General features: G+C 67.7%; 19 protein-coding genes. 14 read left to right on the top strand and 5 right to left on the bottom strand.

The window, feature by feature from the left end:
* Window positions 1-72 precede the first annotated feature (72 nt).
* Together R2910_02175 and R2910_02170 are read left to right on the top strand one after the other, a co-directional pair.
* Window positions 73-534, top strand: coding sequence for a hypothetical protein (locus tag R2910_02175; protein MEZ4411780.1), 462 nt, complete (start codon window positions 73-75; stop codon window positions 532-534).
* Window position 535: 1 nt separating this feature from the next.
* Window positions 536-1,054, top strand: a complete 519-nt coding sequence (locus R2910_02170) for a hypothetical protein (protein ID MEZ4411779.1) — start codon at window positions 536-538, stop codon at window positions 1,052-1,054.
* A 30-nt stretch (window positions 1,055-1,084) separates the two neighbouring features.
* On the opposite strand, the gene R2910_02165 is transcribed toward R2910_02170, so the two are convergent.
* Window positions 1,085-1,594, bottom strand: a complete 510-nt coding sequence (locus R2910_02165) for a nuclear transport factor 2 family protein (protein ID MEZ4411778.1) — start codon at window positions 1,592-1,594, stop codon at window positions 1,085-1,087.
* Window positions 1,595-1,778: 184 nt separating this feature from the next.
* Here R2910_02165 and R2910_02160 point away from each other — a divergent pair, with 184 nt between their 5' ends.
* From R2910_02160 to R2910_02140, 5 genes are all read left to right on the top strand, one after another.
* Entirely contained in the window at window positions 1,779-2,132 is a 354-nt protein-coding gene (locus R2910_02160; protein ID MEZ4411777.1) for a PadR family transcriptional regulator, read from the top strand.
* A gap of 9 nt (window positions 2,133-2,141) precedes the next feature.
* The gene (locus tag R2910_02155) at window positions 2,142-4,778 is read left to right on the top strand and encodes an ABC transporter permease (protein MEZ4411776.1); all 2,637 of its coding nucleotides are present in this window, start codon (window positions 2,142-2,144) and stop codon (window positions 4,776-4,778) included.
* Window positions 4,779-4,887: 109 nt separating this feature from the next.
* On the top strand, window positions 4,888-5,484 hold the full coding sequence (locus R2910_02150) for a phosphoglycerate mutase family protein (protein ID MEZ4411775.1): 597 nt from the start codon (window positions 4,888-4,890) through the stop codon (window positions 5,482-5,484).
* A 1-nt stretch (window position 5,485) separates the two neighbouring features.
* Window positions 5,486-6,064, top strand: a complete 579-nt coding sequence (locus tag R2910_02145; GenBank protein MEZ4411774.1) for a hypothetical protein — start codon at window positions 5,486-5,488, stop codon at window positions 6,062-6,064.
* Between the two features lie 248 nt (window positions 6,065-6,312).
* Window positions 6,313-6,936 carry an OmpW family outer membrane protein gene (locus R2910_02140; GenBank protein MEZ4411773.1) on the top strand — a complete coding sequence of 208 codons (624 nt, stop codon included), beginning with the start codon at window positions 6,313-6,315 and terminating at the stop codon, window positions 6,934-6,936.
* 14 nt (window positions 6,937-6,950) lie between these two features.
* On the opposite strand, the gene R2910_02135 is transcribed toward R2910_02140, so the two are convergent.
* Window positions 6,951-7,406: a hypothetical protein gene (locus R2910_02135; GenBank protein ID MEZ4411772.1), complete on the bottom strand. Its 456-nt coding sequence runs from the start codon at window positions 7,404-7,406 to the stop codon at window positions 6,951-6,953.
* Window positions 7,407-7,611: 205 nt separating this feature from the next.
* Here R2910_02135 and R2910_02130 point away from each other — a divergent pair, with 205 nt between their 5' ends.
* From R2910_02130 to R2910_02100, 7 genes are all read left to right on the top strand, one after another.
* A complete protein-coding gene (locus R2910_02130) occupies window positions 7,612-8,991 on the top strand; it encodes a S41 family peptidase (GenBank protein ID MEZ4411771.1) in 1,380 nt (459 codons plus the stop codon).
* A 185-nt stretch (window positions 8,992-9,176) separates the two neighbouring features.
* Window positions 9,177-10,598, top strand: a complete 1,422-nt coding sequence (locus R2910_02125; GenBank protein ID MEZ4411770.1) for a DUF1254 domain-containing protein — start codon at window positions 9,177-9,179, stop codon at window positions 10,596-10,598.
* A 93-nt stretch (window positions 10,599-10,691) separates the two neighbouring features.
* A complete protein-coding gene (locus R2910_02120; GenBank protein ID MEZ4411769.1) occupies window positions 10,692-11,114 on the top strand; it encodes a DoxX family protein in 423 nt (140 codons plus the stop codon).
* 25 nt (window positions 11,115-11,139) lie between these two features.
* Complete coding sequence (locus R2910_02115; GenBank protein ID MEZ4411768.1) at window positions 11,140-11,592, top strand: SRPBCC family protein; 453 nt, start codon at window positions 11,140-11,142, stop codon at window positions 11,590-11,592.
* 45 nt (window positions 11,593-11,637) lie between these two features.
* Window positions 11,638-13,653 carry a peptidoglycan DD-metalloendopeptidase family protein gene (locus tag R2910_02110; protein MEZ4411767.1) on the top strand — a complete coding sequence of 672 codons (2,016 nt, stop codon included), beginning with the start codon at window positions 11,638-11,640 and terminating at the stop codon, window positions 13,651-13,653.
* Entirely contained in the window at window positions 13,650-14,657 is a 1,008-nt protein-coding gene (locus tag R2910_02105; GenBank protein ID MEZ4411766.1) for an aminotransferase class III-fold pyridoxal phosphate-dependent enzyme, read from the top strand. The genes R2910_02110 and R2910_02105 overlap by 4 nt, the downstream gene beginning before the upstream one ends.
* A 15-nt stretch (window positions 14,658-14,672) precedes the next feature.
* Complete coding sequence (locus R2910_02100; GenBank protein MEZ4411765.1) at window positions 14,673-15,029, top strand: TfoX/Sxy family protein; 357 nt, start codon at window positions 14,673-14,675, stop codon at window positions 15,027-15,029.
* A gap of 35 nt (window positions 15,030-15,064) precedes the next feature.
* On the opposite strand, the gene R2910_02095 is transcribed toward R2910_02100, so the two are convergent.
* The 3 genes from R2910_02095 to R2910_02085 form a co-directional block, all read right to left on the bottom strand.
* The gene (locus R2910_02095) at window positions 15,065-17,776 is read right to left on the bottom strand and encodes an ADOP family duplicated permease (protein ID MEZ4411764.1); all 2,712 of its coding nucleotides are present in this window, start codon (window positions 17,774-17,776) and stop codon (window positions 15,065-15,067) included.
* A gap of 15 nt (window positions 17,777-17,791) precedes the next feature.
* Window positions 17,792-18,118 (bottom strand): PadR family transcriptional regulator, encoded by a 327-nt coding sequence (locus R2910_02090; protein MEZ4411763.1) that lies wholly within the window; start codon window positions 18,116-18,118, stop codon window positions 17,792-17,794.
* Between the two features lie 252 nt (window positions 18,119-18,370).
* Window positions 18,371-19,786: a nitronate monooxygenase gene (locus tag R2910_02085; GenBank protein MEZ4411762.1), complete on the bottom strand. Its 1,416-nt coding sequence runs from the start codon at window positions 19,784-19,786 to the stop codon at window positions 18,371-18,373.
* Between the last annotated feature and the right edge of the window lie 215 nt (window positions 19,787-20,001).

Below are 20,001 nucleotides of genomic sequence, written 5' to 3'. Positions count from 1 at the left end.
GCCTTCGTTGCCGCGCATTCTCCGGCTGGTATACGATCCGGGGCACGCTGGCATCACCGAAGGAGGTTGGACATGCCACGCTGGTTGAGAGTTCTTCGCGGGATGGTCGGGACCGGACTGATCTTCTCCGTGGGCGTCGGCGTGATCGCGTCGGTCATTGCGGGTGTCGCCTGGCTGGTCACGGGGATGGAGCGCAATGTTGAGCTCATCAGGGTCGTCGTCGCGAGCGCCATGTGGGCCTTCCCGATCGGGATGGCCTTTGCGGGGTTCCTGGCGCTAACGGCACGCGGCCGTTCGTTCGAGAAGCTCACCGTCCCCCGGATTGCCGCGCTGGGTGCCGGCGGCGGCCTGCTGCTCTACGGGGTGCTGGCGGCCAACGCCTGGCACGCCTGGTCCCTCCCCGCCGCCCTGGCCAACCTGACCATCTTTGTGGTGCTCGGCAGCGGCTCGGCCACGGCGGCCCTGCTGCTCGCCCGACGCGCGGGGCCTGCGCTCAAGCCCGGTGACGACCCACCTCGTCTGGGAGAAGGCTAGGGTGCGGACCATCCGCTCGACCACGGTGACACTCGCGGCCGCAGCACTCGCGGCATGCGCCCACTCGACACCGGTCGCCCAACCGACGGCAGCCGCGGACACCAGTTTCGCCGCCATGCAGGAGCGCGGCAAGATGGCGATGGGCGTTGACCAGTATTCCTCGTCACATATCTTCGAGCCGCTGCCGGACGGGGGCCGCATCGTGCTCCAGCGGAACGCGCCCGACACCGCCGGTACGGGAACGATCCGCGCGCATCTCGCGTCGATTGCCGCCGCGTTTGCGGAAGGGGATTTCGACCTTCCCGGGTTCGTGCACGGCGAGACGGTGCCGGGCACCGCCGTCATGGCCGCGCAGCGCAACGAGATCACCTATACGATGGATACCCTGCCCCGCGGCGGCGAGGTGATGATCCGGACCAGCGATTCGACCGCCGTGGCGGCGGTACACGAGTTCCTGGCCTACCAGCGCCACGCGCACCACGCCATGGCGCACGACTCAACTGGGATGATGGCGCACTAGGGGCATGTGGCATGGTGAGGGCCGGGAGGGTCACATCGCGCGCATCGCCGTGATGAAGGGATGGTAGTCGGCGTAGTCCCGATGCTCCACCACCAAGCCGCCCTCGATGCGCAGGATCAGCACAAACGGAGAGTCCTTGGCGGTAACCCGCCGTCCGTCCCCGAGCGGCGCCGACCAGGTCAGCAGCCCCTCGATGATCGCGTAGTGCCCCGAGTAGACGGCCCGCGTCTCGACAAACGACATCTGGATTCCCGCGTATCCCGTGCGAAACTTCGCCATCATGTTGTCGCGGCCGGACACGAGCTTTCCGCCGAAGATCAATTCGGCTGTGGGATCCTGGAAGCTGGCGGCGTCGCCGAGCATCGATTCGATCCGATCCCAGTCCAGCGCGATGTAGGCCTGGAGGTACTCCTGTCCGACGGTACGGGACGAGTCTGACGCCTCCAAATATGCCGAGGCACCGGGCGACTGGGCGATCAGCGGCGGGGCGCACGCCAGGGCCAGGAGGACCAGGAGGGTCGGTGTCGAGGGACGGCGCATGCAGTGGCTCCCGTGATCAAGTGGAGAGGTGGGCAGTAGCGGCACGATGACGAGGACGACTCGCCGTGGCTCAGGTGCACACGGAACAACGCCACAGCGGACATCCCGACCTGCCCCGCACCGGCCTTGACGCGCCGCGCCTTCCCCGGTAGACTCTCCCCTTAGCACACACGGGGAGAGAAGAGTGGCCACGACTGACACACCCGCCCTGCCCTTGCTGAAGGGCACCCTCGATTTCCTGATCCTGAAGGCGCTCTCCTTCGGACCAATGCACGGCTACGGGATCGCCTCGTGGCTGGAGCAGCAGTCGCGGAAGGAAATCTCCGTCGACGACAGCGCACTCTACCAGGCACTGCAGCGGATGGAAGGCCGCGGCTGGGTAACGGCCGAGTGGGGGCTGACGGAGAACAACCGCCGCGCCCGGTACTACACCATATCTCGACCAGGCCGGGATCACCTCCGCGCCGAGACCGCCACCTGGCTTCGCTACACCCGATCCGTGACCGCGATCCTGACGCTTGCGACCCGCACGGCCTGAGGTCGTCCCATGAGCACCTACCGGCGGTTCTTCCGGCTGCGTCCTCGCGCCGACGAGGAGATGGACCAGGAACTCGAGGCGCACCTCCAACTCCGGATCGACGACCTCGTGCGAAGCGGAATGTCAGCCGAGGCCGCCGCCCGGGAGGCCCGGTCCCGTTTTGGGGATTTCGACACGGCGCGCCGCCAGCTCCACCGTGCGGCACGGGACCGTCACGCCCGGCTCCATTCGCGCGATCGTCTCGGTGCCCTCTGGTCCGATGCGCGCGGCGCGTTCCATCAGCTGCGACGGGCGCGCGGATTTGCCGTGCTGGCCATGCTGACCCTCGCGCTGGGCATCGGCGTCGCCACGATGATGTTCACGCTGGTGGAGCGCATCCTGCTCCGGCCGCTTCCCTTCCCCGCCGCGGAGCAGCTGGTCGCACTGACCGGCCAGGATTCACTGCATCAGCAGGTCACAACCGTGTCCGCCGCCGACTGGCTCGACTGGCAACGCGAGTCGCGGACCCTCGAATCAACCGCGCTGTACACGTACGGCTCCCGGATGGCGCTGAGTGACGAGTCCGGCTCGCGCAAGGTATCGGGGCAGCGGGTGACCGCGGATTTCTTTCGTGTTCTCGGGGGACGCTTCGTGGCGGGCCGTGGGTTCAGCCCGGACGAGGTCGAGGCCCATGCCGCGGTCGCGGTGGTGAGCGAGGCCCTCTGGCGTGAACAGCTGAGTGCCGCAACGACCCTCGGGATGACACTCCGGGTGGACTCCCGTCCCTACACCGTCATCGGCGTCGTTGCCTCCGCCGACGTCTATCCCGAGGGGACAGATGTCTGGCTCCCTCGCACGGTACGCAGTGAAGGCGCCCGGACCAACATCAACTTCCTCGCCATTGCCCGCCTGCGGCCCGGAGTCTCCCCCCAGGAGGCGGAGACGGACCTCTCCCGGGTGGCGCAGGGTATCCGGGCGGACGACCCGCAGGCGCTCTACTCGTACGGGGTCGGGGTCACCCCGCTGCAGGACGCGCTCGTGGGCGACGCCGCAACCTACCTCCGCCTGCTGATGGGGGCGGTGGTGCTCTTGCTGCTCATTGTGTGCGCCAACGTGGCGACCGCCACCCTGGGCCGCGGCGCTTCGCGAAGCGTCGAGATGGCGATCCGCGCCTCGATTGGAGCGGGACGCGGTCGGCTGGTGCAACAGCTGCTGGTGGAGCACCTGCTGCTGGCGCTGGCCGGTGGGGCCCTGGGCATGGGGCTGGCCGCGGCGGGCCTGCGCGCCGTCCTCGCCGCCTGGGGCGCGGAAATCCCCCGCTCCAACCACGTGCATCTCGATGTCGGCGTGATGCTCTTCGCCGTCGGGCTGTCGTTGGTGGCCGGTGTCGCCGCCGGCATCGTCCCCGCCTTCGTGGGTTCCCGCGTCTCCCTGCGCCAACTGCTGGCCAGCGGTGGACGCAGTTCCACTCGCGGGAATCGGGGGGTCGCCGGCGCCGTCCTCGTCGGCGGCGAGGTCGCTGTGGCGTTGCTGCTGCTCATTGGCGCCGGCCTGCTCATTCGCTCCTTCCAGACCCTCCTTGACCGCAATCTCGGCTTCGACCGTGGTGTGGTGACCGCCGAGATCACCCTGACGGGTCCGCGCTATGACTCCGATCCGGCCCAGCGGCTGGCCTACTGGGATGCCGCGCTCACCGCGATGCGAACGCTCCCTGGCGTGACCGCAGCCGGCGCGGGGAATTGGATTCCCCTCGGATTTGCAGGCACCTCGTTTGTCGAGGTCGAAGGCCTCGAGCGCCCGGGTGCCGGCGCAGGGTACCGCGTGGTGACCGACGACTATTTCTCGGCGATGGAGATCCCACTGCTCCGGGGCCGGGTGCTGACACAGGCCGATGCGTCCGGCGCGCAACGCGTGGGAGTCGTCAATCGCGCCATGGTGGACCGGTACTGGCCCGACCAGGACCCGATCGGCAAGCGGGTGCGAGCCACCAGCATGGAATTCAGCCCCGACGGATCGCCGGCCCCGTGGATCACGGTGGTGGGGGTCGTGGACAACGTGCGGCAGTGGGGACTCGAAGCGGAACCAGAGCCAGAGATGTACACCTCCGTCCGTCAGCTTCCCTTCTGGTCGCGGGGCATGACCCTCGTCGTCCGCTCCGACATGCCCGCCGCGCTGCTCATGGCGGCGGTGCGCTCACGCCTGCTGGGCATCGACCCGCAGATCCCTGCCGATATCGGCACGCTCGACCAACGCCTCCGGAGTCAGCTCGCACCCCGGCTGCTCACCCTGTCGCTCCTGACTGGTTTTGCCGGCGTGGCACTCCTGCTCGCCGCCATCGGCGTCTATGGCGTCCTCGCCCACGCGGTCGTGCAGCGCACGCGGGAGTTGGCCGTCCGCACGGCGCTGGGGGCAACGCCCGGGCAATTGATCGGACTCGTCGTCCGCTGGGCCGCCACGATTGTCCTGCCGGGCGCACTTGTCGGACTCGTCGGTGCGTTCCTCCTTACTCGGGTGCTGGCGGCGATGCTTGTCGAGGTCGGGCCCGCCGATCCGTGGTCCTTCGCGATCGGGATGCTCACCCTCCTCGCCGTGGCGCTCGCGGCTGCCATCATCCCTGCGTGGCGCGCCGCCCGGCTCGATCCCGCCAGGAATCTCCTCGTGCAGTGACCGGGGCTCGTCTCCCCCCTTCCTCTCCGCGGCCCGCTTGACGCAAGTCAACCCGGGGTTACACTGGGATTTCCTGTACCGCATTGGACTGAAGGCGGGAGACGAGCTCATGGCATGCGCACTGGCCGGCGATCTTCGGGTCGCCCGACTGATCCCCGCCAAGGGGCTCCTCCCTGCACTGGCGCTGGCCGTCGTCTTCACCACCACCCCCCTGGCCGCCCAGGCGTCCGCGGTGGTCATCGTCCGTCACGCGGAGAAACAGGCCGAGAGCGGAGACCCGGCACTGACCGAGGCAGGGATGGCTCGCGCGCAGGCGCTGCGCACCACGCTCGCCGAGTTTCCACTCCAGGGGATCTTTGTATCGGAATACCGGCGCACGCTGCTGACGGCGGCCCCGACAGCGGAGGCGTTCCACCTGACGCCGACGTCCATTCCCATTCACGGCGACAAGACGGCCCAGGCCGCGGCCACCGCGCAAGCCATCCGATTGATGGAGCCCGGCAGCGCGGCGCTGATTGTGGGGCATTCCAATACGGTTGGGCTGCTTATCGCCGCGCTGGGTGGGCCGGCAGTGCCGGAGCTCTGCGATGGCGAGAACGCGACCATCTTTGTTCTCGAGCTGCCCGACAGCCTGCCGCCCCGGCTCCTCCGGGCCAGCTACGGGACGCCCGATCCCCCGGCCGCTCTGACATGCCATGGAGGGTGAGATGAGCGCTACGCCAGGACCCGGCGCTGACACCGCACCAACACCACGGTTCTTCGCCGTCTCGGCCGTCAAGCTGTCCGTGCTCTCGATCGCTTCACTTGGCATGTACGACGTCTATTGGTTCTACCAGCAGTGGAAGTTTGAACGCGCGCAGACCGGTGAGCCACTCTCGCTCTTCTGGCGCGCCTTCTTCTCGCCGCTCTTTGCGTACAGCCTGTTCAAGCGCATCCGCGGGGAGGGCGCACGGCTGACCGGCGTGCCGGCCCTCAGCGCCGGCGCCATGGCAACGGCCTACTTCATCATGCTTGGGTGCTGGCGCCTCCCCGATCCGTACTGGCTCATCACAATATTCTCTTTTCTTCCGCTCCTCCCTGCACAGAGGACCGCGAACGCCATCAACGCCCAGCTGACACCCGAGGCCCCCCGGAACGACCACTTTTCAGGCGCCAACGTCGCCCTCATCATCTTCGGCACCCTGATCCTGGCGCTCACCCTGCTCGGCCTGTTCCTCCCTCCTGCCCTGGATCCCCTGACCCCGATGACGGCACCGCTGCACGTCGCCCGATTCCTGACGCCATAACCATTTACCTCCCCTGGCCTTAGCCTACCATCAGCCCAGTATTGGTGCCGGCTGCACGGCGTGGTGCTCTCGCCGCCCTGGCTCTCTCCCCGCGATTCCTCAAGCGCTCGATCGGGTGGACCCAGGTGGACCGCGAACAGGGGGTTGCATGGGTTGAAGCCGGGCCCCGTGCAATGGATTCAGCACGAATTCACGGGGTCTTCAGGACTGGGCCCGCATCATTGTGGCGACTTCCACGGGACCGACCGATGCGTCTCCTCCGTACCCAGTACCGACCCGCCCTCGCGCTCACCCTGTTCCTTGTCGGGGTGATCGGAACGACACAGGCCCAGGAGGCCACAGCCCCGAACTGGACGCTGTTTACCCGGGCCTTTGTCGCCGGCGGCTCGTACAGCTCTTCCCCGGCGGGCTTCGAGAGCTACAGCGGGATCGGCCTGGAGATCGCGCTCCAGCGACAGATCGGGGCGCGCTGGGCGGCGGCGTTCACCCTGCGCACGGAGTCCCGCGAAGTCGATTCCGTGCCCTCGAGCGGGCCTTCCCTGCGGTATGGGTCGGTGGAGTTGTTGCCGATGAGTCTGCTCGTCCAGTATCAGCCCCGAGTCCACGGAGCCTGGCAACCATATCTGGGGCTCGGCGCGACCTTCACCGTGGCTTGGGAAAAGTCCGGGGTGCTGGACACTCTTGATGTTCCCCCGTACCTCGGCCCGGCGGTCCAGGCCGGGGTCGAGTTCGCGCTCGCCCCGGCCGTCCTGCTCAATCTTGACCTGCGGTGGAATACCGACCGCCTCACCTTTCAATCGTCCGGCAGCGATCTGGCGGAGCTGAAGATCGATCCGATGACCATTGGGTTCGGCGTGGGATTTCGCTTCTAGGCTGCCCCGCCCCCTCAGTTCTTCTGCCGCACCCCGGTCACCTCGTGCGGCGGCTGGTTGGCGGCCTCGTACCCTTCCAGCACCCGCTCCACCGTCCCGGACAGCGAATCGCCTTTCACGGTCAGCTTCCACGTGCTGATCACGGTCGCCTTGCTCTCCGATCCGTTCATGCTCAGGGTAGCCTCCGTGTGCGACACGAACGTGGCCTCGGGCGCCGCTGCCTTGGCCGCCAGGCGCTGTGCCGGCCGGGGGGGAAATTCGGGATCGGGGTCCATGTTGAGTTCACCGACCAGGGAGTCGGCTACGGTGGCGATGGCGAGCGTACCGGAGCCCAGGATCGGGGTGGCTACCCCGTTTTCAATCGTTGCCCCGACCGGATAGGAAATCCGCCATGTCCCGGCAAAGGGAGACTGCTGGGCGGCGAGTGCGGTGGCGTTCAGCACCATCAGGCAGCACAGGGTACGTAGCATCGGTGTCATGCTCCGGTTCTGGGGAAGGGTTGGAGTGGCCATGGACCTCTGTCGGGATGCCGGTGTGTGACAATTGGTCGCAGTCGACATCTACAGTACGCTGGCCGCTTCCGAGCCGCAAACCAGGCGACACTTTCCGACGCCCGGTCCGTAGGACATACCATCGTCCCCGCACTGGAACCTGCCGCCTGAGGAGCCCGCCACGATGGTGCCCCGCCGACTCCCGGTCCTGTTGCTCATGCCCATCCTCCTCGCCACTGCCCCGCTTGCCGCCGCACAATCGCCCACACCCTCCCGGCAGGAACTGCTCGAACGGGACGGCGTCATCTGGGGAAGCGACGCCGCCTGGGGTGTGCCCTATGCCGAGAACATCACGGAAGACGAGAAGATTGCCGGCCTCAGTCGCCTCTGGATGGAGGTGAAGATCAACTTCCCGAACTTCGCGCTGGTGCCGGACCTCGACTGGGACAAGACCTTCATCGACTACATCCCGAAGGTGCGCGCCACGACGAGCACCTATGAGTACTATCGGGTCCTCCAGTCGATGGTCGCCCTCCTCCACGATGGGCACACCGACGTCTTCATGCCCAAGGACATCACGAGGCGGCAAGGCGCGCCACCGCTTCGCCTCGAGGTCATCGACCACCGCGTGTTCGTGGCCGCGGTGGAGAGCCCGTCGCTGGACTCGCTCGGCGTGTCGCGCGGTCTCGAGATTGTGTCGATCGACGGGACGCCGCTCCCCGCCTTCGTCGCGCGTGAGCGCGCGCCATACGTGAGCAGCAATTCGCCGCAGCACACCGAGGTCCTGCGGTACACCTACGGGCTGCTTGCCGGTGACCGCGAGACTCCCGTAACGGTCGGCTTCCGGCGGCCCACGGGAGCCGAGTTCACGCTGCGACTCACTCGCTCAGGATACACGAAGGTCACCTCCCTTCCGGCGATGGAGTTTCGCCAGCTGCCCGGCAACCTGGCCTACCTGGCCATCAATACCTTCGGGGACCCGGCCATCGAGGAGCCGCTGCTCGCCGCGTGGCCCGCCGTTCTGGCCAGCGATGGTCTGATCATCGATGTGCGGCAAAACGATGGCGGGAGCGGGCTGATCGCGTACGCGATCCTCGGCTATCTCTCCCCGGTCGCGATTCCCCTGCCGCAGTGGAAGTCGCGCCAGTATGTACCGACCCTGCGCGCCTGGGGCACGGCCGGGTCCTGGTACACGGCCGACAAGCAGACCGCGCCGGGCCAGCCCAGTGCCTACTACAGGAAGCCGGTGGTGCTCCTGACCGGCCCCCGGTCGATTTCGGCGACGGACGTGTTCGCCGAGACCTTCCGGGCCATGGAACGAGGAACGATCATCGGCGAAGCGACCGGAGGCACCACGGGTGACCCGGTGGGCTTCGCGCTGCCCGGCGGCGGGTTTGGGCGCGTCTCCACCTCGGCAAACGTCGGCACCGACCTGGTGGGCCGTGGGGTACAGCCTCAGCTCCTGGTGCCACGGACGGTTCAGGACTTTCTCGCCAACCGGGACGCCGCGCTTGAGGCGGCGGTCACGGAACTCCAGCGGCAGCAGGCTTCCCAAGGCCAGTAGCAGGGGGGGGGCGTGGCGGCTGGCCGACCCATCGACAAGTGGGGCCGGTTGGCGCCGGGCGGGCGCCCAATCGGACGTGCACTTTCCCCGGCAGCAGGTCCGTCCTATGATTCGGTACCAGGTGGGCGTTCGCCCCATTCGCAATCCACCATGGCTCCATCCCCCACTCAACCGAATCGATATCCATGACGACGCATGCCGCTGCACTTCGCATCCCGCTTGCCGCTGCGCTGGCGATCTCCCTGGCGACGGGTTGTGCCAAGCCCGCGCCATCCCCGGCCGACGTCACGCCGATCGCGGAGCAGGCGTTCCTCTACGGACTGCCCATGTCCATGGTGTACGGGATCATGTACCCCTACGCGATTGACACGAGCTCCAGCGAGTACAAGGGGCCATTCAATACGATCGCCAATGTCCCGAAGGTGTACACTCCCCTCGACAGCGCCATCATCACTCCCAACAGCGACACGCCATACTCCTGGCTCTGGATGGACCTGCGCGCGGAGCCCATGGTGATCTGTGTGCCGGAGATCGAGAAGGATCGCTACTACTCGGTCATGCTGACGTCGCTCTACACTTACAATTTTGGGTACATGGGCAGTCGGACCACCGGTAACGGCGCTGGCTGTTACATGGTGGGCGGCCCCTCCTGGACCGGCGCGACTCCCGACGGCGTGGGCAAGGTCTTCATTTCCGGGACGGACTTTGCGCTTGCCACATTCAGGACGCAGCTGTTCAACGCGGCCGACCTCGACAACGTGAAGGCGATTCAGGCGAAGTACCAGGTCCAGCCGCTGTCGGCGTTCCTGGGTCAGGCCGCCCCCCCGGCGGCTCCCGCAATCGATTGGCCGGCGACCAACAAGGCGGATCAGCGATCGGGTGTGTTCCGCTACCTCGCCTTCCTGCTCCAGTTTGCCCCACCCACCGGACCGGCCGCGGTCGAGGTGCCGCTCCGGAAGCAGTTCGCCAGCATCGGCATCGAGGCCGGCAAGCCCTACCCCACCGTCGCGCTGAGCGATTCCACGAAGGCGGCGATGGCCGAGGCCATCAAGCCGGCCGAGGCGGCGATCAAGACGAAGCTGCAGACCCTCGGCAAGGAGGTCGCTGGGTGGGTGTATGTCACCTCGGGCATCGGCGACCGCAGCGTGTACAACGGTGATTGGGCACAGCTCTCGGCGGTGGCGGTCGGCGGCATCCTGGCCAATGACCCCGCGGAGGCGGCGTATGCCATTACGCACAACGACGCCGACGGCGGGATACTAGACGGCTCCCAGGCCAACTATACGCTGACCTTTCCAGCCGATGCCCTGCCGCCGGTGAACGCGTTCTGGTCGGTGACGATGTACGACGCCAAGTCGCAACTCCTGGTCGAGAACCCGATCAATCGTTACCTCATCAATTCGCCAATGCTCCCCCAGCTGAAGAAGAACGCCGACGGGTCGCTGACGATGTACATCCAGCACGACGCACCCACCGACCCTGCCCGGAAGGCCAACTGGCTGCCGGCGCCGAATGGCCCGATCTACATGGTGCTCCGCCTGTATTGGCCGAAGGAGGAGGCGCTCAACGGGACGTGGCTGCCACCGGGAATCCAGCGAGTGCAATAACTGACATTCTGACCGGGCACTGTAGCGGTGTCCTCTGCGCGCAGCGCGGAGGGCACCGCTCCAGACTTTCTTCTTCCGTCCCGAGGTGATTCCGTGACCCCTCCCACGAACAGCCGTTACCTCCCCGCGGCCCAGACAGCCCTCCGCATTGCGGCCGGCCTGACCTACTTCTCCCACGGCGCGCAGAAGCTGTTCGGGTGGTTTGGCGGCATGGGCTCCGACGGTGGCACCGTGGACCTCATGACACGGTTCGGCGCAGCGGGCGTCATCGAAGTGGTCGCGGGCACCTGCCTGGTGCTGGGCCTCGGCACCCGCCTCGCGGCCTTCATCGCTTCGGGCGAGATGGCCGTGGCCTACTTCTGGGTCCATGCCGCCAACAGCGGCCAGATCTGGTGGTGGAGCAATCGCGGTGAGATGGTGCTGCTCTATTCCTTCATCTGGCTGACCTTTGCGGCCTGGGGCGCCGGCCCATACAGTCTCGACGCCTGGCTCGCCCGCGGCCGATCCACCACCTGACAGTTACCCGGGCCGGAGACCACCGATGTCCACAGGCACCGTCCGCCTTTACCGGGTCCTCCGGGCGCCGCCGGAGCGCGTCTACCGTGCGTTGCTTGACCCTGATGCGATGGCAAAGTGGCTGCCGCCACACGGTTTCACCGGCAGGGTCCACCAAATGGACGCGCGCGTGGGTGGCGGCTACACCATGTCCTTCACCAACTTCGGCACCGGATCGAGCCACTCTTTCGGTGGTACCTACGTCGAACTCACCCCGAACGAGCGAATTCGGTATACCGATCGATTCGACGACCCGAATCTACCGGGTGAAATGCAGGTCTCGATCTCGCTGGCTCCCGTCTCGTGCGGGACGGAACTCACGGTCGTCCAAGAAGGGATTCCGGCCCCCATTCCGGTCGAGTTCTGCCACCTCGGTTGGCAGGAGTCGCTGGCGCTGCTGGCCCACCTCGTTGAGCCCAACATTCCAGACGGCGCGTAGCCGTCCCCGATTAGCTTTGCGGCAGGGCAACCCACGGGAGCCGCAATGACGGACGGCAGGGCGCATTGGGCGGAGCAGCTGCACCAGGCTTGGGGAATCGAGGGCGACCTGCACCCGCTCGCGGGCGAGTTCGACCTGAACTTCCGGGTGGACGCGCACGATGGCCGACAGTTCGTGCTGAAGGTCATGCGGTCGTCATCGGACCACGCGTTCGTCGAGATGCTCTGCACCGCGCACGTCCAGATCCGGACACGCGACGACACGGTCCCGGTCCCGCCAGTGCTACCGCTTCCTTCCGGAGAGCTGTGGTGTGCCCGGCCTGACGAGCGTGGGCAGCCCCGGTTCCTGTGGCTCCTCGCCGCCCTGCCCGGGGAGGTGTACGCCTCCACTTTCCCCCACACCCTTCCCCTCATCCATGAGCTCGGCGGCTGCGTGGCCCGCCTGGATCGTGCACTGGTGGGCTTCACGCATCCGCAACTGCAGCGGGGCATGAAGTGGGACCTGCGACACGCCGGATGGATCGCCGCGCATCTCGACCGCATTGGGGACCTTGATCGCCGGGCGTTGCTCGGCCGCGTGCTGGCGCGCCACGCCAAGCTCCTGTCCGCGCTCAGCGGGCAACCACTGGCACCGATTCACAACGACGTGAACGACTACAACGTCCTCGTCGCGCCGGAGGAGGACGGCACCCCACGCGTCACCGGCATCCTCGATCTCGGCGATCTCATCCTCGGGCCGATCGTCGCGGAAATTGCCATCGCGGCTGCCTACGTGGCGCTCGATCATCCGCATCCGGAGCGTGCGATCGCCGCACTGGTGGCCGGCTACCACGCCGAGACACCGCTGTCGGGCGCGCAGCTCGAGCTGATCTGGCCGCTACTGCTGACGCGCCTGGCGGTGAGCGTCGTCAACTCGGCAATGGTGGCAAAGGAGCGGCCGGGTGACTCGTATGTCGTCGTCTCCGAGGCACCCGCCTGGCGATTCCTCGAGCGGGCGCAGGACTTTTCGGAAGCGCGCATGGCGGCTCACCTGCGGGCAGCCTGCGGACTGCCGGCGACGGACGCGGCGGGCCGCGTGCTTGCGTGGCTCGACTCCTCACGCGGCTCCTTTGCCCCGGTTGTACCCGCCGACCTGCCTTCCGCCCCCGTCGTTTCCCTGGCCTTCGCCGAATCGGCGATGCCGCGGGATCTCGACCAGATGCGCGATGCCGAGGCGCGGGCGCTCGGGCCGGACGTCCACGGCACGGCCGCATGGATTGGTCGCTACGGCGAGCCGCGCGGCATCTACACCGACGCCGCCTTTCGCGCGGGACCCTACCGTGGCGCCCCTCGACGCACCGTGCACCTTGGCGTGGACCTCTTCATGGAGGCCGGCACGCAGGTGCACGCACCCTGTGACGCGGTCGTAGCTGTCGTGGCGTATCGGGAGGGGCACCTGGACTACGGCGGCATGGTCGTCCTGCGTCATACGACCCCGGCGGGCGACGATTTCGCGACGCTGTACGGCCACCTCTCCTCGGCGATGGTTGATGCGCTGAAGCCTGGCCAGCGTGTGGCGAGGGGAGAGGTGTTCGCCAACCTTGGAGAGCCCGGGGAGAACGGCGGCTGGCAGCCCCACCTCCATTTCCAGCTGGTGGCGGCGCCCGAGGCGATGCCGGCCAACTGGCCCGGCGTTGCCGACCCCGACGACTTGGCCCTCTGGCGTGCGATTTCTCCCAACCCCGCCCCGCTCCTGAACCTTCCGGACGATCGTGTCGCGTATCGGCCCCTCGACACTGCGGGGATCACGGGCAAGCGGCGCGATCGCTTCGCGTCGAACCTCCGGCTCAGCTACGACGAACCGTGCCTTTTCGTTCGCGGCTGGCGCACGCACCTGTACGACCAGTGGGGCCGCCCGCACCTGGACGCCTACAACAACGTGCCACACGTGGGGCATGCGCATCCGCGGCTCGCCGCGGTCGCGTGTGACCAGATGGGACGGCTGAACACGAACACCCGCTACCTCCATCCCGCCCAGATCGAGTTCGCAAGGCGCTGCTGGCCAAGATGCCCGCACAGATGACTCACGTCTTCCTGGTCAATTCAGGGAGCGAGGCCAACGAGCTGGCTCTCCGCCTGGCGCGCGCCCACACCGGAGGCAAGGACATGGTGGTCGTGGACCACGGCTACCACGGCAACACCACCGGGGCCATCGACATCTCGGCGTACAAGTTCAACAAGCCAGGAGGGGGAGGAGCACCAGACTGGGTCCATGTCGTGCCGGTGCCTGACACCTATCGCGGGGAGCACCGCGGGGACAATGCGGCCGTGCGCTATGCGCGTACCGTCGATGGCGCGCTCGAGCGGGTGAAGGCCCGCGGCGGCCGCCTGGCTGGGTTCATCGCGGAGACCTTCCCGAGCGTCGCGGGGCAGATCATCCCGCCGACAGGGTATCTACCCGCCGTCTACGAGCGCATCCGGGCGGCGGGAGGGGTCTGCATCGCCGACGAGGTCCAGACCGGGCTCGGGCGGCTGGGCGCGTACTACTGGGGGTTCGAGCAGCAGCAGGCCGATCCTGACATCGTGGTGCTCGGCAAGCCGCTGGGGAACGGGCATCCGATCGGAGCGGTGATCACGACCGCGGCGATTGCACGCTCCTTCGGCAACGGGATCGAGTTCTTCTCGACGTTCGGCGGGAGCACGCTGTCCTGCCGCATCGGCACCGAGGTGCTGCGGCTCGTGGTGGAGGACCGCCTGCAGGCCAACGCGGCAGCGACCGGCACCCACCTCCTCGACGGGCTGCGGGCGCTCCACGCTCGGCATGAAGTCATCGGTGACGTGCGGGGACTCGGGCTCTTCGTGGGCGTCGATCTCGTGACCGATCGCGCCACCCGGGCGCCGGCGACGCGGGTGGCCCACTACGTCAAGAACCGGCTGCGCCAGGAACGGATCCTGATCGGGACGGAGGGACCGGACGACAACGTACTGAAGATCCGCCCACCGCTCACTGTGGACGCCGATGACATCGACCATCTCCTGTCGACGCTGGACCGCATACTCGGCGAGCGGCCAGTACGCGCCCCCTGACCGCGCGGGTGTCCCATGAGCGTCTCCCCATCGTTCCGGACCTACGTGCTGGAGCAGCTCGGTCGCGTGGCGCCGGCCATCCGCGCTCGTTCGATGTTCGGCGGGGTCGGGATCTACAGCGCGGATCTCTTCTTCGCCTTGATCGACGAGGACACCGTCTATTTCAAGGTGGATGACAGCAACCGGGCGATGTTCGAGGCGCGGGGCATGGGGCCCTTCGAGCCCTACGGCCCGGGCGGCGGGAGCATGCAGTACTACACCGTACCCGAGGACGTGCTGGAGAACCCCGAGGAGCTGCAGGAGTGGGTGGAGGCGGCGCTGGTGGTCTCGCGCCGGAAGAAGACCCGCCGCCCGCGTCGGGGCAAGAGCTAGCCCCGGCACGGTCCCCGCTGGAGCAGATGAATCCCCTACTCGCTCTTGAGCGCGGCCACCGGGTCGGTCTGTGCTGCGCGCCACGCCGGGGCGAGTGATGCGACCACGCCGACGATGAGCAGGGTCGTCGCGACGCCGCCGAGAATGACCGGATCGCCAGGCGACGTCCGGAAGAGCATCGGCTCCACCCAGCGTGCGGCCGCGAGTGAGGCTGCCAGTCCGAGACCGACCGCCAGCCCCATGACACGGACGGCGTCGCCGACCACCATCCGCACCACGCCGCCGGTCGTCGCGCCCAGCGCCACGCGGATTCCCATCTCCTGCCGCCGCTGCGCCACAGTGAACGCCACCACGCTATAGAGGCCGATGCTGGCCACGAGCAATGCCAGCCCGCCGAACACCGTGAACAGCGTGGCCCCCAGCTGCCAGGACCGCATTTCCGGCGCGACGAGGTCGCTCAGGGGAACGGCCGTGAGGTACGCGGTGCCCGGCATTTCAGCCTGCAACTGGCGGCGCACCTCCGCCGCGGCAACGGACGCGGGAGCGGTGGTCCGGACGAAGATTCCGTTGGTGGGCGTCGGCACCTGTTCGAGCGGAACGTAGTACATCAGCCCCGGATCCTCCCGCAGGGATCCACGCTTGATGTCCTCGGCCACCCCGATGACGTCCTGACATGGCGCGGATTCACTGCGCACGCGGACGCACTTCTCCAGCGGATTCTGACCGGGCCAGAGGAGGGCGGCCATCGATTCGCTCACCACGATGACCGGTCTCGAGCCCGCGCGGTCCTCGTTGGTGATGCCCCGCCCCTGCAGAATGCGCGTCCCCATCGCCTGGAAGTAGTCGCCGCTGACCGCCTGGAAGATGAAATCGCCCCGGTTGCTGGCGGAATCCACCCCCGGCACGAAGATGTCCTCCCCCCAATCCATGTAGAACGGCACGGTGGCAGTCCGGGCGGCGGCCTCGACCCCCGGGAGCGCACCGGCCCGCGTCACCAGCCGCTGTTGCAGCTGGTCCATCGCGTCGCGGGTCAGCGTCTCGCCGCGATAGACCGACTCCACGTACACCACGCGATCGGCGTCGTACCCCAGTGGATCGGCCCGGACCGCCCGCAGCGAGGCAACGAACAACCCCGCGCCGACCAGCAGCACCACGGACAGCGCGCCTTGCAGCACCAGCAGGGTGATCCGCACGCGTGACCGCTGGTAGCTCCCCTCCCGGCTGCTCCCCTTGAGCGCGCTGGCGAGGTCCGAACGGAGCAGCTGTGCCGCCGGCGCCAGGCCGCAGAGCACCGCCGCCAGCACCGCCACGACCGCCGAGAACACCAGCGTCCGCGGGTCGCTCAGCGTGCCAAGTCCCTCGGAGCCGGGCAGCATTGTGCGCCGAAGGAGGCCGCCGCCGACGCTGGCCATGCCAATGGCCAGCGCACCCCCGAGCATGGCCAGGAGGAGGCTCTCGGTAAGCAACTGCCGGAGCAGCCGGCCGCGCGACACGCCGAGCGCCAGACGCAGGGCAATCTCCCGACGGCGTCGGAGCGCGCGGGCGAGCAGCAGGTTGCCGACGTTGGCGCAGGCGATCAGGAGCACCAGCAGGGCGACACCGGCGAGCCAGGTGCCGACCCTGGTGACGGCCGAGCGATTCGGGCCCGCTTCTTCCTGGATCGGGGCGAGAATGCCCTGCGGCTTGAGCTCGGACACGGGAGCACTTTGCGGCTCGAGTTCGTGGCGTCGCTGGTAGGAGCGCAGGACGGCATCCTGCAGGTCGGCGGCGGCCACGGCCAGGTCCACTCCGGCCCGTCGTTCGACCGCCACCTGCAACCAGCTCATGTTGTAGCCGTCGTAGGGAATGCCGGAACGTCGAGCCGGAAAGGAATTGGCCGCGAGGCTGGTCAGCGGGACAAAACCGATCGTCCGGCGACGCTCGAGGCCGAGCAGGTCACGGGGCGCGACGCCGATGACCGTATAGTCGAACCGGCCGATCCTGAGATGGCTGCCCAGGACATCCCGCTGGCCGCCGAAATGGGACTGCCAGTAGGGCCAGCTCAGCACGATCACCGGATCGCCGACGGGATACCGGTCCTCCGCCTCGGAGAAGAGCCGGCCGAGCTCGGGCCGGACAGGAAACATCTGCCAGAAGGAGGCGCTGACGCCGGAGACCCGTTCCTCCACCGCGTCGGCATCGCCAACCGCCAGCTTGGAGGACCAGTATCCGACGATCTGTGAGAAGCTGTGCGTGTCGCGCGAGATATCCTGCAGCAGGCCGTAGGAGAGCGACCCGCGATAGAACGTCCTCCCCTGATAGGCCGACCGGACGTAGATCCGGTTGGCGTTCGCCGGCGTGGCGAGGTAGTCGGGCGTCCGGAAGAGCATCGGGTCAACGATCCCGAACATCATCGCGTTGGCGCCGATCCCCAGGCCCAGCGTGAGCATCACTCCGAGCGTGAAGCCGGGGGAGAGCCGAAGCCCGCGCAGCGCGTAGCGGGTGTCCTGGGCTATGCCGTTCCACCACCGGACGCGCCGCTCCCGGCTGACCCGGCCCCGGTCGATCGCCTGCAAGTCACGGCGGGTGCGGTCGAAGTCGCCGAACCGACGATGGGCCTCCGCCGTTGCCCGCTCGGTGGTCCAGCCCTGGGAGGTGAGCTCGTCGATGGTGGCGGCGAAGTGGAAGTCGAGCTCGTCCGCGATGGCCGCGGGAACGTCCACGGCACCGCGATCGATGCGGAAGAGGCGGCGGAAGCGGGGATGCATGATAGGCGTCCGTCCTCAGGCGGTCTGCAGAACACGCGAGAGGGCACGGGTGTAGCGGTTCCATTCGGCGGTCTTGTCGTGCAGCTGGCGCCGGCCAACCGGGGTCAGGCTGTAAAACTTGGCCTTCCTGTTGTTCTCCGACAGCCCCCACTCGGCGGCGATCCAGCCGCGCCGCTCCATCCGGTGCAGGCCCGTGTAGAGTGCACCCTCCTCGACCTGGAGATCCCCCTCCGTGGTCTCGGCAACCCATCGCGCGATGGAATAGCCGTGAGAGGGGCCCCAAATGAGCGCCTTCAGAATGATCAGGTCGAGGGTGCCCTGCAGCAGGTCGAGGTCGGCCATTTTGTTTCCCCTGAATAATTAAGGGGAAGATAGCACGGCGCAGGATCGTGTCAATCCCCCTGAACCATTGAGGGAAGCGAACCCCCGGGACAGCGAGGCCGTCCAGCCAGTATGGCACGCCTGTGTATAACTACATAATCCGTTGCTATAGCATGGATTGCAGTCTATAACATGATGTATCACATCACATACAAGATGCCGACCAAAATACCGCAGACGCCACCTGCCTGCGCCAGACTTGGTTCGTTCGAGCTAGGCGGACAGGTAGTCGAGCACGTCCCCCGCGCTGTAGTGGCTCCGTCCCGCCAGGAATGCACCGATGGCCTGGAGGTCGTCGCCGCTGGTGACGAGAGGGGGCTCGACTGTGTCATTCGCGCGGGTCTGCCCCAGCCCGAGGTCGGCCATGAGTCCGTTGCAAAGGCACCGGCGGCCCTCGGTGTCTTCGGCCTTGCCGCCCTTCTTGACGTAGGCATCGACCGGTTCGGCCGCACACCGATACCCGATCTTGCCTTCCGGCGTGTGATACGGCACCCGGAGCACCCCAAGGTCGCAGATCCGCTCGCGTCCCCCGCCGGCTCCGGAGGCCCCGGGCCAGGTCACCACCTTGAATGGAAACCCGGTCGGGGACGCTCGCGGGTCGGTCGTTACCGTGACCTCGCCCGACTCGACATGGGAGAGCACCCCATACTTCAGTTCGTCGGCCAGCCCCGACTCATCGCAATACGCGAACAAGGTCCCCACCTGGACGCCATTGGCCCCGGCGGCCAGCGCCTCCCCCAGGCTTCCGCGCCGACCCGTGCCGCCGGCCAGCCAGAAGGGCAAGCCCAGCTCCGCCACTTTCGCAAGATCCACCTCATCCCGCGCGCCGTACACCGGCTCACCACGCTCGTTGAACGTCGGCGCACCACGCGGCGGGGCGTTGTGGCCACCGGCGGTTGGCCCCTCGATGATGAACCCGTTCACCTTGCCACTGGCCTTCCGGGCCAGGACCGTTGCCAGTGAATTGCTGGCGATGATGGCCAGGAACTGGGGCCGTCGGAGCACCGGCGGGGTCGTGGCCCAGAGGGCCGCGGGGTCGAACGTGAGGGATTCCTCCTGGCCCGCGGGAAGCCCCTCCACCTCGAAGCGCAGCTTTGCAGGTTCATGCTCGGCGAGGCGGTCCAGCGCGGCGGGAATTTCCCGGGGAATGCCAGCACCCATGAGGATCACGTCGACCCCGGCCAGCATGGCGCCGTAGAGCGCCCCCAGGGTCGGGCTCTGGATCTTGGTGAGGAGATTCATCCCCACCATCCCCTCGTGGCCCTCCTTCGCGAGATAGACCTCGACAAACGAGGCCAGGACGACGACCAGTTGCCGTGCCGTGCTCGCCACCTGCTTGTCCATGGAAAGAAGCTTGTACGGTGCGCCGGGCTCACGGCCCTCAGGGAGGAAGTAGCGCCGTTCCACCTCCGCAGCCACGTCGGGTATCGGGAAGGCAGCCATGGCACGTCGCATATGGCCGTCAGGATCGCCGTCCTGCAGTCGGCGCACCAGCACCGTATCGATGGCGGTGCCAGACACCACGCCCAGCTGCCCCCGCTCGGCCACCGCCCGCGCCAGGCGCCAGTCGGAAATGCCGACGCCCATGCCACCCTGGATGATCGGGGGAATCGAGGTACTGGCGATCATGCGGCGCACCCTCCCTTCAGGCCTGCGGACGACGACGCGCCGCGCAATCACCTCGCTGCGCGAGTTCGGCCGACGGTCCGCTCATTCGAATCCTAACCACGGGGACCGCCTCCTGTGGGCTGGAGGGACTGCGGCAGAATCCCCCTGCGGCCCCCAAAACGCCCGTCAGCGGCACCGTACCCCCACGCGCGCCCCTCCGCGACCGCCGCCCCGGC

The sequence above is a fragment of the Gemmatimonadales bacterium genome (genome assembly GCA_041390145.1).
Classification (GTDB): domain Bacteria; phylum Gemmatimonadota; class Gemmatimonadetes; order Gemmatimonadales; family GWC2-71-9; genus SPDF01.
Note: the sequence above shows the minus strand (reverse complement) of the source record. Positions and strands in the feature narration are given on the sequence as shown.